13 protein-coding genes are annotated in these 16,239 nt (G+C 65.6%); 6 read left to right on the top strand and 7 right to left on the bottom strand.

Annotated features, from left to right (window positions below; translation table 11 throughout):
• Nucleotides 1–130 precede the first annotated feature (130 nt).
• Nucleotides 131–1,183, bottom strand: coding sequence for a LacI family DNA-binding transcriptional regulator (locus tag KHN93_RS20910; protein WP_016904027.1), 1,053 nt, complete (start codon nucleotides 1,181–1,183; stop codon nucleotides 131–133).
• 406 nt (nucleotides 1,184–1,589) lie between these two features.
• Between KHN93_RS20910 and KHN93_RS20905 the strand changes: the two genes are divergently transcribed.
• The 3 genes from KHN93_RS20905 to KHN93_RS20895 all read left to right on the top strand — a co-directional run bounded on the left by KHN93_RS20905 (nucleotide 1,590) and on the right by KHN93_RS20895 (nucleotide 6,535).
• Nucleotides 1,590–2,564 (top strand): hypothetical protein, encoded by a 975-nt coding sequence (locus tag KHN93_RS20905; RefSeq protein WP_181141889.1) that lies wholly within the window; start codon nucleotides 1,590–1,592, stop codon nucleotides 2,562–2,564.
• Nucleotides 2,564–5,233 (top strand): glycerol-3-phosphate 1-O-acyltransferase PlsB, encoded by a 2,670-nt coding sequence (gene plsB / locus KHN93_RS20900; RefSeq protein ID WP_024937637.1) that lies wholly within the window; start codon nucleotides 2,564–2,566, stop codon nucleotides 5,231–5,233. The genes KHN93_RS20905 and plsB overlap by 1 nt, the downstream gene beginning before the upstream one ends.
• Before the next feature lie 321 nt (nucleotides 5,234–5,554).
• Entirely contained in the window at nucleotides 5,555–6,535 is a 981-nt protein-coding gene (locus KHN93_RS20895; RefSeq protein WP_211921309.1) for a zinc-binding dehydrogenase, read from the top strand.
• A gap of 410 nt (nucleotides 6,536–6,945) precedes the next feature.
• Here the strand turns inward: KHN93_RS20895 and KHN93_RS20890 are convergent, their stop codons facing one another.
• Nucleotides 6,946–7,149 (bottom strand): YdcH family protein, encoded by a 204-nt coding sequence (locus tag KHN93_RS20890; protein ID WP_023905744.1) that lies wholly within the window; start codon nucleotides 7,147–7,149, stop codon nucleotides 6,946–6,948.
• A gap of 156 nt (nucleotides 7,150–7,305) precedes the next feature.
• On the opposite strand from KHN93_RS20890, the gene KHN93_RS20885 reads away from it, so the two are divergent.
• Both KHN93_RS20885 and KHN93_RS20880 read left to right on the top strand, forming a co-directional pair.
• Nucleotides 7,306–7,878, top strand: a complete 573-nt coding sequence (locus tag KHN93_RS20885) for a hypothetical protein (RefSeq protein WP_211921307.1) — start codon at nucleotides 7,306–7,308, stop codon at nucleotides 7,876–7,878.
• 185 nt (nucleotides 7,879–8,063) lie between these two features.
• Complete coding sequence (locus tag KHN93_RS20880; RefSeq protein ID WP_139052486.1) at nucleotides 8,064–8,417, top strand: hypothetical protein; 354 nt, start codon at nucleotides 8,064–8,066, stop codon at nucleotides 8,415–8,417.
• Nucleotides 8,418–8,482: 65 nt separating this feature from the next.
• Here the strand turns inward: KHN93_RS20880 and KHN93_RS20875 are convergent, their stop codons facing one another.
• Nucleotides 8,483–8,737: an XAC0095 family protein gene (locus KHN93_RS20875; protein WP_039408933.1), complete on the bottom strand. Its 255-nt coding sequence runs from the start codon at nucleotides 8,735–8,737 to the stop codon at nucleotides 8,483–8,485.
• A gap of 518 nt (nucleotides 8,738–9,255) precedes the next feature.
• Here KHN93_RS20875 and KHN93_RS20870 point away from each other — a divergent pair.
• The gene (locus KHN93_RS20870; protein ID WP_024937634.1) at nucleotides 9,256–9,609 is read left to right on the top strand and encodes a ribonuclease E inhibitor RraB; all 354 of its coding nucleotides are present in this window, start codon (nucleotides 9,256–9,258) and stop codon (nucleotides 9,607–9,609) included.
• Between the two features lie 67 nt (nucleotides 9,610–9,676).
• On the opposite strand, the gene KHN93_RS20865 is transcribed toward KHN93_RS20870, so the two are convergent.
• The 4 genes from KHN93_RS20865 to KHN93_RS20850 all read right to left on the bottom strand — a co-directional run bounded on the left by KHN93_RS20865 (nucleotide 9,677) and on the right by KHN93_RS20850 (nucleotide 16,153).
• A complete protein-coding gene (locus KHN93_RS20865) occupies nucleotides 9,677–10,210 on the bottom strand; it encodes a lipocalin family protein (protein ID WP_104596771.1) in 534 nt (177 codons plus the stop codon).
• A 345-nt stretch (nucleotides 10,211–10,555) separates the two neighbouring features.
• Entirely contained in the window at nucleotides 10,556–11,590 is a 1,035-nt protein-coding gene (locus KHN93_RS20860) for a glycoside hydrolase family 43 protein (RefSeq protein ID WP_104596773.1), read from the bottom strand.
• A gap of 36 nt (nucleotides 11,591–11,626) precedes the next feature.
• Nucleotides 11,627–13,114 carry an MFS transporter gene (locus KHN93_RS20855; protein ID WP_211921305.1) on the bottom strand — a complete coding sequence of 496 codons (1,488 nt, stop codon included), beginning with the start codon at nucleotides 13,112–13,114 and terminating at the stop codon, nucleotides 11,627–11,629.
• A 99-nt stretch (nucleotides 13,115–13,213) separates the two neighbouring features.
• The gene (locus tag KHN93_RS20850) at nucleotides 13,214–16,153 is read right to left on the bottom strand and encodes a TonB-dependent receptor (protein ID WP_211921303.1); all 2,940 of its coding nucleotides are present in this window, start codon (nucleotides 16,151–16,153) and stop codon (nucleotides 13,214–13,216) included.
• Between the last annotated feature and the right edge of the window lie 86 nt (nucleotides 16,154–16,239).

Raw genomic sequence — 16,239 nt, 5'->3', positions numbered from 1 at the left:
TTCCCCCTCCCAGGGGTAAAGCGCGAACCAGCGGAGTGGCTGGCGCGTCGGTACTGCGTCAAGCGGGACAGCTGGCAACAACGGCAAGGACTGCAAGCAACACACGTTCGGCAAAGCGTGGTGGCGCGTTTCAGGTAGGAGGCGCCGCCCGCGGCGCGCTGGACGCGCGCACGATCAGTTCGGGAACCATCTCGGAAAACGCCGGCGGTGCGGCATCGGCGGGCGGGGCGGGCGCATCGACCAGTTGCTGGCCCAGCAACAACTGCAATGCCCGCGCGCCCAGCCCGGCGATATCCACCCGCATGGTGGTCAGCGCCGGCAGCACGTAGCGCGCCATCGGCACGTCGTCGAAGCCGGCCAGCGCGATGTCCTGCGGCACCTTCAGCCCGGCATGGCCGAGCGCGAACAGGCAGCCCAGCGCCATCATGTCGTTGGCCGCGAACACCGCATCCGGGCGCGCGCCCTGTGCCAGCGTCTGGCCGGCGCGGTAGCCGGACTCTTCGTCGAAGTTGCCCGGCAGCACCCACGGCTGCACGTCGGCATCCAGTGCCAGCTCGTCGCGGTAGCCGCGCAGACGCTCGTGCGCATCGAAGTTGTCGGCCGGCCCGGCGATGAAGGCGATGCGGCGGTGGCCGCTGTCGCGCAGGTGCCGCGTCATCGTCCGCGCGCCGCCGTAGTTGTCCACGTTGAGCACCGGGCGCTGGCTGGCCGTGCCGGCGCAGTTGAGCAGCACCGCCGGCAGGCCGCCGGGCAGGGCGTCCTCGTGCACGCCGGAGTCGCCCAGCGAGGGCGACATCACCACCACCCCGTCCACGCGGCCGGGCAGGCGTTCCAGCGCCTTGCGCTGCGCCTGCGGGTCGCCGTGCGAGCTGGACACCAGCAGGTGGTAGCCCTGCTCGCGCGCCACCTGGTCGATGCCGCGGATCAGTTCGGAAAAGAATTCGCCATGCAGGTCCGGCAACACCACCCCGATGGTGTGGGTGCGCCGGCTGCTGAGGCTGCGCGCGGCGTGGTGCGGGATGTAATGCAGCGCGCGGGCCACCTGCAGCACGCGCTCGCGCACCGACTCGGCCACATGCTGGTGCCCATTCATGGTGCGCGAGACCGTTGCCACCGACACCTGCGCTTCGCGCGCGACGTCCTTGATGGTGACGCTACCGCCTTCGGAGCGTGGCCGACTCATGGCAAAACCTCCAGGACAACGCGGCTGCCGCCGCACGCCGGGAAGGGTCGCACGGTCCGCTGGCGCAGAACGTTCGTGTCACACATGCACATGAATGACATCGGCCCCAACCGATGGCGACCTCAGAGCGAGATGGCGCGCACGCTAGCAGGAACTGCAAGCGCTTACATGATGCGCTGCACCATTGGGCCAAACGCAGGTGGCACAAGGGCTTGGCGGCATCGCCTGGACAAGTTTGTCCGGAGAGGACAACGGCAGTCAATGTCGGACACTGGGCGACAACATGCATGGAACTACGAAAATCTAACGTTTCCGCACCGTACCCGGGCGCACGGTTGTCGCGCGCCTTGCCGCCAGTGCGTTCAGACAGCAAGATGCGCCGATCGATCAGGGGAACAGCGTGCGCATGTCGCCATCCACCGTCCGCGCCGGCCGGTTCCAGTCCATCGCGTGGGTGCTACTGGCAGCGCTATGCCTGGGCAGCTGCCAGCGCGCCGACAAGACCGCCGCCTTGCCGGGCGCCAGCGCCGAGCCAGCCGCAGCGATGCAGTCGATGACCCTGCCATTGCGGCGCAACGACCTGGTCGCCTATGCGCGGATCCGGGTCACCCCCGCGCAATACACCCAGCTGGAGGCGGCCTGGCGCACCGGTGCCAGCCGCTGGCCGCTGACCGAGCTGCCGCTGCCCAACGAGGTCGGCAGCCTGCTCGGCACTTTGTCGGCGCCTGGCGCCGAACGCCAGCTGCAGCAGGCCTTCGATGCACAGCTGGCCGGCCAGTCGCAGGGCATCCGCCAGGCCGCGCAGTCGCTGGGCCAGTTCGGCGTGCAATACCTGCGCAGCCGCAGCGACTACCAGCCCGAGCAGCGCGCCCATTACGTGCAGCTGGTCGATGCCCTCAGCGCCTGGGCGGCCACCGCGCCGCTGGCCGACCGCGCGCGTGCCAGGGCCAGCATCGCCGACCTGGTGACCGCCGCCCGCGCCACCGGCATCGGCTCGGACGCCGATCTGCAGCGTTTGGGGATGGAAGAGAGCCTGCGCCGGCTCGGGCCGTTCTGGGCCGCGGCCAAGCAGGTGCTGGAGCGTTACGGCCTGTCGCTGGACAGCAGCCTGGATGCGCTGCGCACCGGCTTGATCAGGCAAGACGGCGACCGCGCCCAGGTGCGGCTGCGCTATCCGTTGGCCGCGCACGACATCGACCTGAGCATCGCCCTGATCAAGCGCGACGGCCACTGGTACCAGCAGCAGACCCAGGACGAGGTGCAGGCGCTGCTCGGCGCTGCGCCGGCGGCGCCCGCACCCGACGCCGCTGCAAGGCCTGACACCCCGGCGGCCGCGCCCGCCACGCCCGCCGCCACCGGGCAACGCCCGGCTGGGCGATAATGACCGTGATGCCAGAACAGAATCCCCTGCCGTTCCCGGACGGCCAGCCCGCCCCGCCCAGCGCTGCCGCCACCGATCTCGGTGCCACGACCGCCGCCTTGCCGACCGCCGTTCCGGTTCCGCCGGACGCTGCGCCGTCGATAGCGCCCGCCGTCGCCGCTGCCCGCAGCGCCAAACGCCCGTGGTGGGCGCGCCTGCTCGGCCGCCTGGCCGACCCCTGGCTGAGCCTGACCATCGAACCGGACCAGCCGAGCCGCTACGACGACGGCACGCCGGTGGTCTACGTGCTGGAGGACTACGGCCTGTCCAGCGCGCTGATCCTGGACAAGGCCTGCCGCGAGGCCGGGCTGCCCTCGCCACTGGTGCCGCTGCCGGGCGACCCGCTGCAGCGCAAGCGCGCCTACCTGGCGCTGTCGCGGCGCAGCAGCAGCAATTCGCTGATCCCCGAGCAGCGCGGCGGCAAGACCCATTCGGATTCGCTGGCCAAGCTGCTGCAGGCGCATCGCGTGCGTGCCGACCTGGACGTGCATCTGGTGCCGGTGTCGATCTTCGTCGGCCGCGCGCCGGACAAGCAGAGCGGCTGGTTCGCGGTGCTGTTCTCGGAAAACTGGGCGCTGGTCGGCCGCTTCCGGCGCCTGCTGGCGGTGCTGCTCAACGGCCGCACCACTATCGTGCGCTTCGCTCCGCCGATCTCGCTGCGCCAGACCATGGCCGAGGGCCTGCCGCCCGAGCGCACCCTGCGCAAGCTGCAGCGCGTGCTGCGCACCCACTTCCGGCGCATCCGCGAGGCGGTGATCGGACCGGACCTGTCCACCCGCCGCCTGCTGGTGGACCAGGTGCTGGCGGCCGATTCGGTACGCGAGGCCATCGCCACCCAGGCCAAGCGCGACAACTCCAAGCCGGTCGATGCCTGGCGCAAGGCGCATGCCTACGCCTGGGAAATCGCCGCCGACTATTCCAGCCCGGTGGTGCGCTCGGCCAGCTTCCTGCTCACCCACGTGTGGAACCGCATCTACGCCGGCGTGCTGGTGCATCACCTGGACAAGCTCAAGCAGGCCGCGCCCGGGCACGAAGTGGTCTACGTGCCCAGCCACCGCAGCCACATGGATTACCTGCTGCTGAGCTACCTGCTGTACGAACGCGGCATCGTGCCGCCGCACATCGTGGCCGGCATCAACCTCAACCTGCCGGTGGTCGGCACGCTGCTGCGCAAGGGCGGCGCGTTCTTCATCCGCCGCTCGATCAAGGGCAATGCGCTGTATTCGGCGGTGCTCAGCGAGTACGTCGCGCAGCTGGTGGCCGGCGGTTACTCGATCGAATACTTCGTCGAAGGCGGGCGCTCGCGCACCGGGCGTCTGCTGCAGCCCAAGGGCGGCATGATCGCGATGACGCTGCGCGCCTACCTGCGCCAGCCGCGCAAGCCGGTGCTGTTCCAGCCGGTCTACATCGGCTACGAGAAGCTGATGGAAGGCAACAGCTACCTTGACGAGCTCACCGGCCGGCCCAAGGAGAAGGAATCCATCTGGGGCCTGCTGTGGTCCATCCCCAAGGTGCTCAAGCAAAACTACGGCCAGGTGGTGGTGAACTTCGGCGAGCCGATCGCGCTCAACGACGTGCTGGCCAAGCACGCGCCCGACTGGGACGGCCAACCGCTGCCCGACGACGAAAAGCCCACCTGGCTGGCACCGGCGGTGGACACGCTGTCCACCCAGATCCAGACCCGCATCAACTGCGCCGCCGACGTCAACCCGATCAACCTGCTGGCGCTGGCGCTGCTGTCCACGCCCAAGCACGCGATGGGCGAGGCCGACCTGATCGCGCAGATCGAGCTGTGCAAGAAGCTGCTGGCGGAGATGCCGTATTCGGACCGCGTCACCGTCACCCCGCACACCCCGGCGCGCATCATCACCCACGCCGAAGAGATCAATGTGCTCACGCGCGTGTCGCATCCGCTGGGCGATGTGCTGAGCGTCAGCGGCGACACCGCGGTGTTGCTGAGCTACTTCCGCAACAACGTGCTGCACCTGTTCACGGCCTCGTCGTGGGTGGCGTGCTGTTTCCAGAACAACCGCCGCATGAGCCGTGCCGGTCTGCTGCGCCTGGGGCGCACCGTGTACCCGTTCCTGCAGGCGGAGTTGTTCCTGCCGTGGAGCGAGGACCGTTTTGCCGAACGCATCGAGCAGACCATCGACATGTTCGTGCGCGAAGGCCTGCTGCTCAACGTCACCGACGACGATGGCGGCATCCTCACCCGCAATACCGGGCAGACCGACGAGGTGTTCCGCCTGCGCGCGATCGGCCATTCGCTGCAGCAGGCCTTCGAGCGCTATTACATCGCCATCTCGGTGCTGGTGAAGAACGGCCCCGGCGTGCTCGGTGCCGGCGAGCTGGAAAGCCTGTGCCAGCAGGCCGCGCAGCGCCTGAGCCTGTTGTATGCCCCGGCCGCCCCGGAGTTCTTCGACAAGACCCTGTTCCGCAGCTTCATCCAGAAACTGCGCGAGCTGCGCCTGGTGTGGCCGGACGAGAACAGCAAGCTGCTGTTCGACGAGCGCCTGGATGCGTGGGCCAAGGACGCCAAGTTCATCCTTGGCCGCGAATTGCGCCACACCATCGAGCGGGTCAGCCCCGAGGCGGTCAAGCCGGACGTGGTGCTGCCGCCGGCCGAGTAAGGCAGTACAAACCCCAGCGTCTCCCTGCGGCAGGTGATGCGGGCAATGGCAGCGCACCCGCAGGGAAGCGCAGATGCGCACGATGCCTGCCTTCTCTCCCCGGGAGAAGGTGCCCGCAAGGCGGATGCGGGTCGGTCAGCACGCTACCCCCCGGCGCTGTGGTAGACCAGAGTCACTCCAGGCGTCCTCCACCAACGCCGCAACTTCACACAACAGTTCCGTTCGTTTCATCCGCCTCTTGCAGCCGTACCGATAGCATCGCGCCACCTTTCATCACGATCGGGTGCGTTGGATCACAGGCGTGCCCGGCAGGAGATCTCCATGCGCGCAGCCATCCACACCCAATTCGGCGACCCGGCCAAGGTGCTCGAACTCGGGCAACGGCCCACCCTGCAGCCCGGCAAGGGCCAGGTGCGCATCGCCATGCGTCGCTCGCCCATCCACAACCACGACCTGTGGACGGTGCGTGGCAACTACGGCTACAAGCCTGAGCTTCCCGCAATCGGCGGCAGCGAAGCGGCCGGTGTGATCGATGCCCTCGGCGAAGGCGTCCAGGGCCTGCAGACCGGCCAGCGCGTGGTCGCCGCCGGCGTGCACGAGAGCTGGGCGGAGTTTTTCCTGGCCGACGCGTCCGGCGTGGTGCCGCTGCCCGACGCGCTGGACGACGACCGCGGTTGCCAGTTGATCGCCATGCCGCTGAGCGCGCTGATGCTGATCGAGTTCCTGCAGGTCGAAAAAGGCGACTGGATCGTGCAGAACACCGCCAACGGTGCGGTCGGCAAGACTGTCGCCATGCTCGCCGCCGCGCGCGGCATCAACGTGGTCAACCTGGTGCGCCGCGACGCCGGCGTGGACGAGCTGCAGGCCCTGGGCATTGGCAACGCGGTCTCCACCGCCCGGGAGGGCTGGCAGGACAGCGTGCGCGCGCTGCTCGGCGAGGCGCCGATCGTGCGCGCAATCGACTCGGTGGCCGGCAGCGCGGCCGGCGACTTGATGGGGCTGCTTGCCGAGGGCGGCGAGCTGATCTCGTTCGGCTCGATGACCGGCGAGCCGCTGCAGATTTCCAGCGGCGATGTGATCTTCAAGCAGGCCAGCGTGCGCGGCTTCTGGGGCAGCAAGGTCATGGCCGCCACCAAGCCCGAGGACAAGCGCCGCATGATCGGCGAACTGCTCAAGGCCGCCGTCGATGGCAGCCTGGCCCTGCCGGTGGAAGCGGTGTTCGATCTGGAAGATGCGGCCAAGGCGGCAGCGGCAAGCGCCGAACCGGGCCGCCGCGGCAAGATCCTGCTGCGCGCAGGTTGAGGACAGCGGCTCGGGTCGTCTTACGACAGTCGGCGCCTGACGCGCAAAAGCGGTGAGGCGCTTGCACGTCCGCTGACGCGAACAAGCGCCCGGATCCGTTGCCCAGATCGGCCGAAGAGATCGACAATTCTCCAAGGCCGGCATATCAAGCCCCTCTCCCCTCGGGGCGAAGCGGCACCACTTGCGCGCCACTGGCGCGCGTGCCTTGGGGCGCCCGCGTCGCAAGGCGTGGGCCGGGGCGCGGAGTGGGGTGAGGGTGTGGCCCAAGCGACCAACGCGACACGCCTCAGCTCAAGCCGGCGCCATGCGGACAAAACCCTGCCTTCGTCATCAACTGACTCAACTGCCTGTCACCGCGACGCTGGTATCCACGACCGCAAAGCAAACCCAGGCGGCCGCACGCACCAACCTCACGCCGGCTCGTCAGGCACCAGCTCCATTTCCAGCCGCGTGATGCAGTCCTTGAGATGCAGCTTGCGCTTCTTCAGACGCTTCATCTGCAGCTCGTCGTCCATGTTGGCGGGCACGCGCTGGATCTCCTCGTCCAACGCGCGGTGGGCGCGTCGTAACTCGGCGATCTGCTCGGCGATCTCGGCGGGTGAGAGAGTTTCCACGGCTCCGAGCATACACAACCACGGGCCGGCCGCGTCACCTGTGCTTGCCAAGCCGCCCGGGGCTGCGACAATGCCTGCGCGCCGTTGGGGAAACGGCGGCGCGCCTGATCCCATCATTGCCGCGCGGCCATGGCCGTCGAGAAAGGAGTCTTTACGATGCGTTTGCGTTCTTCCATGCTGGCCCTGAGCCTGCTCACCGCCGCCAACCTGGCCAGCGCCGCCGACGTCGCCAAGTACGACGGCTTTTTGTGCTGCAACCTGCGCACCGACGGCAGCTGGATCAGCGACAGCAACTACGCCGAAGACGGCAAGCGCATGCTTCCCGTAGGCACCCCGGTCAGCGTCACCGGCTTCGGTCGCAACCGCGTCAACCTCAAGATCGCCGGCGAAAAGCAGTCCATCGGCAACGATTACAGCCGCGACCTGGACAACACCGCTTTCGCCGCCCGCTATGTCGTCACCGCCGACCCCAAGCTCAAGCTCGCCACCTTCCCGCCCAAGATCCGCCAGGCCATCAATGACGGCAAGCTCACTGGCGGCATGACGCGCGAACAGGTGCTGATGGCCGTCGGCTACCCGATCAGCAGCGAAAACCCGAATCTGGACGCCTCGCTGTGGCGCTACTGGCGCGACAGCTTCTCCGAGTACCAGGTGCAGTTCGGCCCCAGCGGCAAGCTGGTCAAGGTGACGGCCGATCCGCAGCTGATGAATCTGGTTTGGCTGCCGTGATAATCACCGGCGGAGGCGAAAGACGCCTCCGCCTTTTTAAGCTGCATCATTGAGTTGCTGTGACGCGCATGGCTTGTGATTTATGTGGCTCTGTGGCGCGTAACGAATGCGTGCTCGCAGGGATTCCATGATCCGTGCCGGAATCACTTCCCGCATAGCAGGTCAGCTAAAAAATCGAGGTTTTCTTGACTAGCAATAAAGTAATATTTTTATCTATCATTTTTGGCTGTTTGTCTGGTTGCGCAACTGGATCGGTGAGAATGATAGGCGCAGCTACCAACTATAAGAGTGGTAGTTGTGAGGTGATGGTCTATCAAACAAAGAGTCAGGCGATAGAGAATGGCCTGAAAAGAGAAGTATGCGTTGTTGAAGGAAGTAGTGCATTTAGCTTCGATCACAGCATTGAAGGCGCCATCAAAAACAACGTCAAGAAAGTCTGCCAGTGCGGGGTTAGCCGCGCCTACGTTGAATCGGGTCACACCGAATCTCATATGGGAGTCAAAGGTGTGTCGTATATAAACTTGATCGGTTTTGAATGAATCAGAGGCCAGGCCTTACTTGCGGGCTGGGCACCTTGAGGTGACAGCCTGAGGTGTTGTCGCAGTTACTGTGCCAAGTTCGATTCTGGAAGATCATCGGGCGTCAGCGTCTGCTTCAAGACGGTCTCCAGCTGCTCAGCCAATAGATCAAAGCAGAACGCCAGCGCATCCAGGCTGACATGCGGCTCATTGCAATGTCTGGCGATTGTGTTGCGTGGCCGTGCCAACATGCCCAGCAGGCGTAAATGATCGCGCGTCTGCAACAACCGAAGCTGCGCGTCTTCCGGCAGCAGGTAATACCCGAACAGAGACTGCTCCATGCTCAACTCTCCGGACAGGCTCCCGCCGCACGATGCGGCGGGATGCCGGGAGGTTAGCAACCGCAAACAGACGGCGGGCTTATTTCCCTTGCGGGTATTGTATTCGCCGCCCTCCCGGCGTGGAGACGCCGAGCATGTGCCCGAACATCAGGCACAAAAAACCACCGCTTGACGGGGGTGGTACCGCTGTTTGCGGAGTTGCTACGCTCCGTGAAGGAGTGTGCTACCGATGCATGGGGGAGTCAAGATGCGGGCCTGGAATCCTGGTGCTCTTTGGATTATCAATGTCGTGTCGCAAAGGTATAGTTATTAATATCCACACATTTCACATCGGGGGTCTAAATGGGAGGCCCGAATATGCCAGCTGATAAAGCAGAAATGACGTAATTGCAAAGAAATCGTGGGCTCGACAAGCATTCCGACACGATTCAATTTCAGGCCGCAGTTAATGACAGGCTTCACAAGCCAGGCGCTAGAATTCTCTCCCTGCCAACCGGCCGCCAAAGACCGAAGCTCATATGCAACGACATCCGGACCTGTATCCCAACGACGATAACGGCAACACCCTCTGGCACATTGCCCAGCAAGGCGTGGACCTGTCGAAGCCGCGCGAGATTGCGTTCTCCGTGGTCTTCCCCACGAAGGAGTCGGCCTTGGAGTTCTCGGTGATGCTGCTGCGCTTCGAGCAAAAGGTGCGTTGCTGCCACTATCCGGAAAACACCGCGTTTCCGATGGACGTGACGGTGTATCCGACCATGGTGCCGTCGCACAAGGCGATTTCGGCATTCGAGGAGGAGCTGGCCGTGGAGGCCAAGCCCCTGGGTGGCCTGAATGACGGCTGGGAGTTTTCCGTGGATGACAAGGACGCCTGACGCAGCCCGTGTGCGAGAGCCGGCGACGCAGTCACTGCATCGCTAAACTGGTTGCACTCTTACCGCGTTACCGCTGTGACTGCGGTACGCGGCGCAGCTTTGACACGTCATAGCCCATGGCGGCGATGCGTTGGACAGCCTGCTGATAGTCGGCATCGGACACTTGCGGGGTACGCGCCATGTACCAGACGTAATCGCGCTTGCTGCGCGCCACGATGGTCTGCGCATACGCTGAATCCCGCCAGGCGATCACGTACTCGGCCTTGAACGGCCAGAAGAACTGCATGCTCCATAGCGCACCATTGCCTTCCTTCGCCACCTGGCCGATCGGATGCATGGACTTGAGCGGTGCCTGGAAGCTGCCCTTGCGGTAGGTGAAGGTGGTCTGGATGCGGCCGTCCGGCCGCAGCGCATAGCGCTCCACGGCATCGTAGGCCTTGCGCTCGGGCCGGGTGGGAATATGCGCGATGACGTACCAGTCGCCCATGAAGCGCGGCACGTCGACGCTGTCTGCGCGGGGCAGGGCGGCACGCGACTCGCTTCCACTGGCACTCCCGTAGACCGCTAGCGTCAGCAACAACAGCATTGAACCACCTCGCATGGCAACCTCCACCAGAAAGAACCAGTAGATAGGCCTACGGCGTTACTGTGCGTCCGGATGCAACCCCATGCGATGCAGTTCCGGACTGAGTGCACGCTGGCGTGGTGTGCCAGCGGCACGACCGTAACGCTCAACATGTCATGGCGGTGTTGAAGCGCCAGGCCGACGCCTTGCGCATGCCAGGAAACGCGCGATCACGGAGTGGTGAGCGCCGGGTCGACGATCAGCCGCAGCGAGGAATCACGATGCGCTTCGAAAGCGCAACGTTGACGGGATGTGTCGTTCAGCGCCGGCGGTTGAGCCATGACGCGCTGATAGTCCCGGCAGGCGGTAGCCCGACGGCATTCACCAGGGCGATACCGCGTCTTCCCCATATGGATGAATCGTCGCGATCCTTCCATCCGCGTCGTGTTCCAGCGGTGCCATCTTGATACTGCGCAGATGTGTCTGCCCGCCCGACAGCACGGCGTCGTGATAGAACAGGTACCACTGGCCGTTGAACAGGCAGATGGAGTGATGCGTGGTCCAGCCGACCACCGGTGCGAGCAGCACGCCCTGGTAGGCGAATGGCCCGTACGGGGTATCGCTGGTGGCGTAGCAGATGCGGTGGGTGTCGCCGGTGGAGTAGGACAGGTAATAGCGGCCGGCATGGTGGTGGACCCAGGGGCCTTCGAAGAAGCGGCGGGCATGGTCGCCGGCGCGTAGCGGGGTGCCGTATTCGTCGAGGATGACGATCTCGCGGGTGGGTTCGGCCAGTTGCGTCATGTCCTCGCGCAGGCGGGCGACACGCGGGCCGAGTGCGGGCGCGTCGTCGCCCGGTTCCTGATGGTCCGGCGCATAGACGTTGTCGCGGTAGTGCTGCAGTTGGCCGCCCCAGATCCCGCCGAAGTACAGGTAATGCGCGCCGTTGTGGTCGGCAAATACCGCCGGGTCGATCGAGTAGGTGCCGGCGATGGGCTCGGCTGCGGCGACGAACGGGCCTTGCGGGCCATCGCCGACCGCTACGCCGATCTGGAAGGTACCGTCGGCCCGCTTGGCGGGAAAATACAGATAGGTCTTGCCGTCGCGCTGCGCGGCATCCGGGGCCCACATCTGGCGCTGTGCCCAGGGCACGTCGCGCACGTGCAGGACCTGCCCCAGGTCTTCCACCGCCGCGCCGGGATGCGCCATGCGGAAGACGTGGTAGTCGGCCATGTCGAAGTGCGAGCCGTCGTCGCTGAAGGCAACGCCAGCATCGATGTCGTGCGAGGGGTAGATGTACAAGGCGCCGTCGAACATGTGTGCGGAAGGGTCGGCGGTATAGAGGTGGGTGACCAGCGGTGCGGAAATGGCGGTGCGCGCCAGCGCCTGCAGTGCAGCGGTGTGCAGTTCATCGGACATGCGCGTACCTGTGCATGAGGTGGGAGGGAGAGGGCGTCAACTGGTGGCGAGCGCGGCGCTGCGTCGGCGCAGGCCCAGCTCGTGTTCGATCCGGGTTTCCAGCGGCTTGTCGATCTCGTACAGCGCCAGCAACGCGGTACCGAGCAGGAACGGGATGGACGCATACACGCTGATGGCCAGGCGAATGCCGTTTGTCACGGCATCGCTTTGCAGCGGCAGGGCGGCATCGTAGCCATAGAACGCCAGGATGCCGGCGACCAGCGCGCCGCCGACGCTCAGGCCGATCTTCAGGCCGCACAACATCGCCGAGAAAATGATCGCGGTAGCGCGGCGGTGGTTCTTCCATTCCGAGTAGTCGGCCACGTCGGCGATCATCGCCCACAGCAGCGGGATGGTGATGCCGTAGAAGAAGCCGTGCAGCACGTAGGAGGCGAACACCCAGGCGATCGCAGTCGGCGGATACACGTAGAACGCCAGCAGGAACAGCGTGGAGATCAGCAGCGCGCCGCCGAACACGTTGCGCTTGCCGTAGCGATCGGCCAGCCGCTTGGAGAAGCCGATGCCCACGATCATCGCCAGGATGCCGCCGGCGCTGAACACGCTGAAGGCCGAGGTGGGTGCGTCCTGCGGCCATTGCAGCGCGCTCAGGCCGGCGCCGGTGAGCGCGCTGTTGATCGCAGCGATGAAGCGGTTGAAGCCGGCGTTGTCGAGGAACAGCGTCAACGCGTTCGCGTCGAGGGTGTACTTGAAGTAGTAGATGTACATCCCGCCCTTCATGGCGAGATTGATGAAGACCAGGATGGTCAGCGACAGCATCACCAGCCAGGGTCTGTTGCGGACCAGATCGGTGAGGTCCTGGCGCACGCTGCTGCGTTGTTCGCTGATCGGCAGCACGCGCTCGCGGGTGGTGAAAAAGGTGATCAGAAAGCACAGCGTGCCGACGGCGGCGAACAGCGCCATGGTGTTGCGAAAGCCCTGTGCCTTGTCGCCATTGCCCAGGATCAGCACCAGCGGCAGCAACAACACCTGGATGATGAACTGCGCAAACGTCACCGCCAGGAAGCGGTACGCCGACAAGCTGTTGCGTTGCTCCATGCTGCCGGTGAGCACGCCGCTCAATGCCGAGTACGGCAGGTTGTTGGCCACGTACACCAGCATCAGCAGCGTGTAGGTGGCGAAGGCGTAGGCGATCTTGCCCTGCTCGCCGAGTGCGGGCGTGTTGAACGCGGCCAGCGACAAGGCACCGAACGGCACTGCCGTCCACAGGATCCACGGGCGGAACTTGCCCCAGCGCGTGCGGGTGCGGTCGGCCAGGATGCCGATGATGGGCGTGAACACGAACGCGCCGAGCATGCCCACCACGAAGATCAGGGTGGCGGCCACGCTCGCCGGGATGCGGAACACATCGGTATAAAAGAACGCCAGGAAGGTAACCAGCGTCTGGAAGATCAGGTTGGCTGCCAGGTCGCCCAGGCTGTAGCCGATCTTTTCGCGCAAGGAGAGCTGTTGTGAGCGATCGTTCATGAGGTGGGGCGGGGCTCAGGGAGTGCTGCGGAAAACGCCGCGGCGCGCGCCAGGCTGCCGGTCGCGATGGGAGGTGATCGCGACCGGCAAACACAGCACTCAAAAGGTACCGCGGATGCCGAGCATGACCGTGCGCCCGGGCTCGTACAGATCGTAGGTGGCGTTGGGCCAGGCGTAGGTGGTGCGCAGCGGCTCGTCGGTGAGGTTGGTGACGTTGAGGGTGATCTGCGGCTTGGACGGCAGCGATTCCAGCGTGTAGCTGGCAGACAGATCCAGCTGCCCGCGCGCATCGGCGTTGAGGCGCGCGTAGGGAATGCCGTTCTGGTTGGCGCCGGAGATCACCATGTCGTCGTTCCAGGTGTAGGACAGGCGCACCGAGGCGGCGTCCTTTTCCCAGTACACGGTGCCGTTCCACAGGTTGGGCGCCACGCCGACCGCCACTGCCGGAATGCCTTCGCCTTCGGAGGATTGGGTGACATGGGTGTAGTTCACGCTGAAGCCCAGGCCGTCGACCAGCCGGTCCAGCGGCTGCACCCAGATCGCCTCGGTGCCGCGGATGTTGAGCACGCCGTCGGCGTTGACCTGGGTCTGGACATCCACGGTGGCCGCATTCGGGCCGCCGCGCTGGTCCAGGCCGGCCTGCTGGATCGGCAGCAGGCTGTCGTAGGGCACGCCCAGGTCGTTAAAGGGAATGCGCCGCACGCCGTTGACGGTGAAGCCGCTGATGCGCTTGTTGAACAACGTCAGGCCCACATAGCCTTCGCCGCCGGTGTACCACTCGCCACCGAAATCCACGTTGGTGGACAGGTACGGCGCCAGGTTCGGATTGCCCTGGGTTGCGGTCTGCGCGGAGGGGTCGCTGAAGTTGGTGTTGGGCAGCATCGCGCTGGGGTCGGGGCGGGTGAGCGTGCGCGAGCTGGACAGGCGCAGCACCACGTTGTCGGCCACGTCCCAGGCGGCGTTGAACGAGGGCAGGGTCTCCTTGTAGTCCGAATCCAGCACCTGGACGCGGCGGATGCCGTTGATGGTGACCGGGCCGGTGATGGTCTGGTCGGTGGTCACGTAGCGCACGCCGGCATTGAAGCGCAGCGTGCGGTTCCACACTTCGGTTTCCGCGTTGGTTTCGATATAGAAACCCCAGTTTTTTTCGCGGATGCCGCCGGCCGAGGCACCGGTATTGGCGGAGTTGGTTTCCGGTGCGGAATCGCGCAGCGCGTAATAATTGGTGTCGCCCAGGAAGCGGTTGAAATCGGCGGTGATGAAGCCGTCCGGGCCGGGGCGCAGATAGCCGGCCAGCGCCGCATTCGGGATTGCCGAGCCAGGGCCGCCGTTGCAGACATTGCCGCCGCCACCGCGGCAGACCACCTGCTCCCAGGCGATGCTGTTGTCGAAGCCGCGGATGGTGCGCTCGGCCTGGTCGTAGGCGGCGCCGATCTTGATGTTGCGCTTGTCTTCGCCGAACTGCAGATCGGCGCGTGCACCCCGGGTCTCGGTCACGCGTTTTTCGTTCTGGATATTGACCCGGCCGCCGTTCCAGCCCCAGCCCAGATTGGGGTCGTTGAGATCGAGCGGGCTGCTGATCGAGGGGCGGTCGCCGCCTTCGTTGCGGTAATCGACGGTGGTGAACGGCGAGGTGACCAGGATGCTGGGCGACTCGCGCTCCAGCCAGCTGCGCGTGGCATTGGCCTGCACGTTGAGCTTGATGTCCTGGTTCTCGCCGAACAACAGCTCGGCACCCGGATTGACGCTCCAGAACTTGACCTCTTCCCGGTACGGGCGCGCTTCCAGGAAGTACTGCGCATTGGCAAACGTGGCGCTGGTGACCACGTTGTTCTGGTCCAGCTGCATGCCCAGCGGGATCATGTTGCCGTTGCGGCCGATCAGATTCATGCTGATCCGTTCGGTGGTGCGCTTGGCTTCCGAATACAGCGTATCCAGGTAGAAATGCATGCTGTCGGAGGGGCGCCATTCCAGCGACATCACCGAGGCATCGCGGTCGCGATCGCCATTCATGTACACGCTGCGGCCCAGCCGCGGGATCAGCGCGTCGCTGATCTGGTCGATGCTCAGGCCCGGGTTGCGCGCCAGCAGCCAGGCCGCATCGATGGTCTCGCCGGTGGTCAGGCCGCTGCCGGCGGTGGCCGGCACGCGGTCGGGGATGCGCCAGTTGCCGCCGCCATTGACGTTGCACGCGGCCGGTTGATTGGTGGCCGGGGTGCCGGCAGGCGGGGTGAGCCCGCACTGGGTGTAGGTGAGGCCGGGGTTGGTCCAGCCCACGCTTTCGAAGCCGCGCACGCCCAGCTTGCCGCGGACCGAAGCCATGCCCAGCAATGCGCCGAAGGTGCCTTGCTCGTTGGTCCAGCTGCCCATGAAGGCGCCGCGCGGGGTGGTCTTTTCGCTGGTGCTGTTCCAGTCGGCCTGGGCCTGATAGGTGAAGTGCACGCCGGGGCGATCGAACGGGCGCGCGCTGCGCATGTCCACCACGCCGGAGACGCCGCCTTCGAGCATGCTGGCGGTGGGCGTCTTGCTGACCGTGAGCTGGGTGAAGAACTCGGTGGGAAACAGGTTCAGATCGACTTCGCGGTTCTGGTTCTGCGCGTTCAGGCCGATCGAGGCGGTGGCGATGCTCGCGCCGTTGAGCGTGGTCTTGGTGAAGCTGGTGCCCAGGCCGCGGATGGCGATGTTGAGGCCCTCGCCATTGACGTCGCGCGAGAGCTGCACGCCGGGGATGCGGTTGAGCGACTCGGCGATGTTCATGTCCGGAAACTTGCCGATGTCCTCGGCAAACACGGTGTCGGCAAAGCCGACCGAGTCGCGCTTGGCGTCGGTGGAAAACTGGATGCTGCGCCGGTAGCCGGAGACGGTGACGGTGTCGAGCTGGGTCACCGCATCGCCGCTGGCAGCGGCGGCCGCGGGCGGTTGTGCGGGGGAAGCGCTGTCGGCGTCGCTGGACTGCGCCCAGGCGGCGGTGCTGGTCATGCCCAGCAGGATGGACCCCAACGCGCAGGACAACGCGGTTTGTGCGTAGCTGTTCTTCACCGTAATCCCTTCCCTAACAGGTGAGCAGATGTCCCACGCATCGCCCCTGCGCAGGGAGTGCCGCTGCCGAACAGCGGCGCGGCGAT

This window comes from Xanthomonas arboricola pv. juglandis (assembly GCF_905367715.1).
Lineage (GTDB): Bacteria > Pseudomonadota > Gammaproteobacteria > Xanthomonadales > Xanthomonadaceae > Xanthomonas > Xanthomonas arboricola.
The sequence above is the reverse complement of the archived record's forward strand: the minus strand, read 5'-3'. Positions and strand labels throughout refer to the sequence as shown.

Coding starts and splice junctions, on each gene's coding strand:
- KHN93_RS20875 (WP_039408933.1), bottom strand. CDS start 8,737: ATGGAGCAGTCTCTGTTCGGGTATTACCTGCTGCCGGAAGACGCGCAG.
- KHN93_RS20895 (WP_211921309.1), top strand. CDS start 5,555: ATGCGCGCAGCCATCCACACCCAATTCGGCGACCCGGCCAAGGTGCTC.
- KHN93_RS20865 (WP_104596771.1), bottom strand. CDS start 10,210: ATGCGAGGTGGTTCAATGCTGTTGTTGCTGACGCTAGCGGTCTACGGG.
- KHN93_RS20855 (WP_211921305.1), bottom strand. CDS start 13,114: ATGAACGATCGCTCACAACAGCTCTCCTTGCGCGAAAAGATCGGCTAC.
- KHN93_RS20905 (WP_181141889.1), top strand. CDS start 1,590: ATGTCGCCATCCACCGTCCGCGCCGGCCGGTTCCAGTCCATCGCGTGG.
- KHN93_RS20910 (WP_016904027.1), bottom strand. CDS start 1,183: ATGAGTCGGCCACGCTCCGAAGGCGGTAGCGTCACCATCAAGGACGTC.
- KHN93_RS20860 (WP_104596773.1), bottom strand. CDS start 11,590: ATGTCCGATGAACTGCACACCGCTGCACTGCAGGCGCTGGCGCGCACC.
- plsB (WP_024937637.1), top strand. CDS start 2,564: ATGACCGTGATGCCAGAACAGAATCCCCTGCCGTTCCCGGACGGCCAG.
- KHN93_RS20885 (WP_211921307.1), top strand. CDS start 7,306: ATGCGTTTGCGTTCTTCCATGCTGGCCCTGAGCCTGCTCACCGCCGCC.
- KHN93_RS20870 (WP_024937634.1), top strand. CDS start 9,256: ATGCAACGACATCCGGACCTGTATCCCAACGACGATAACGGCAACACC.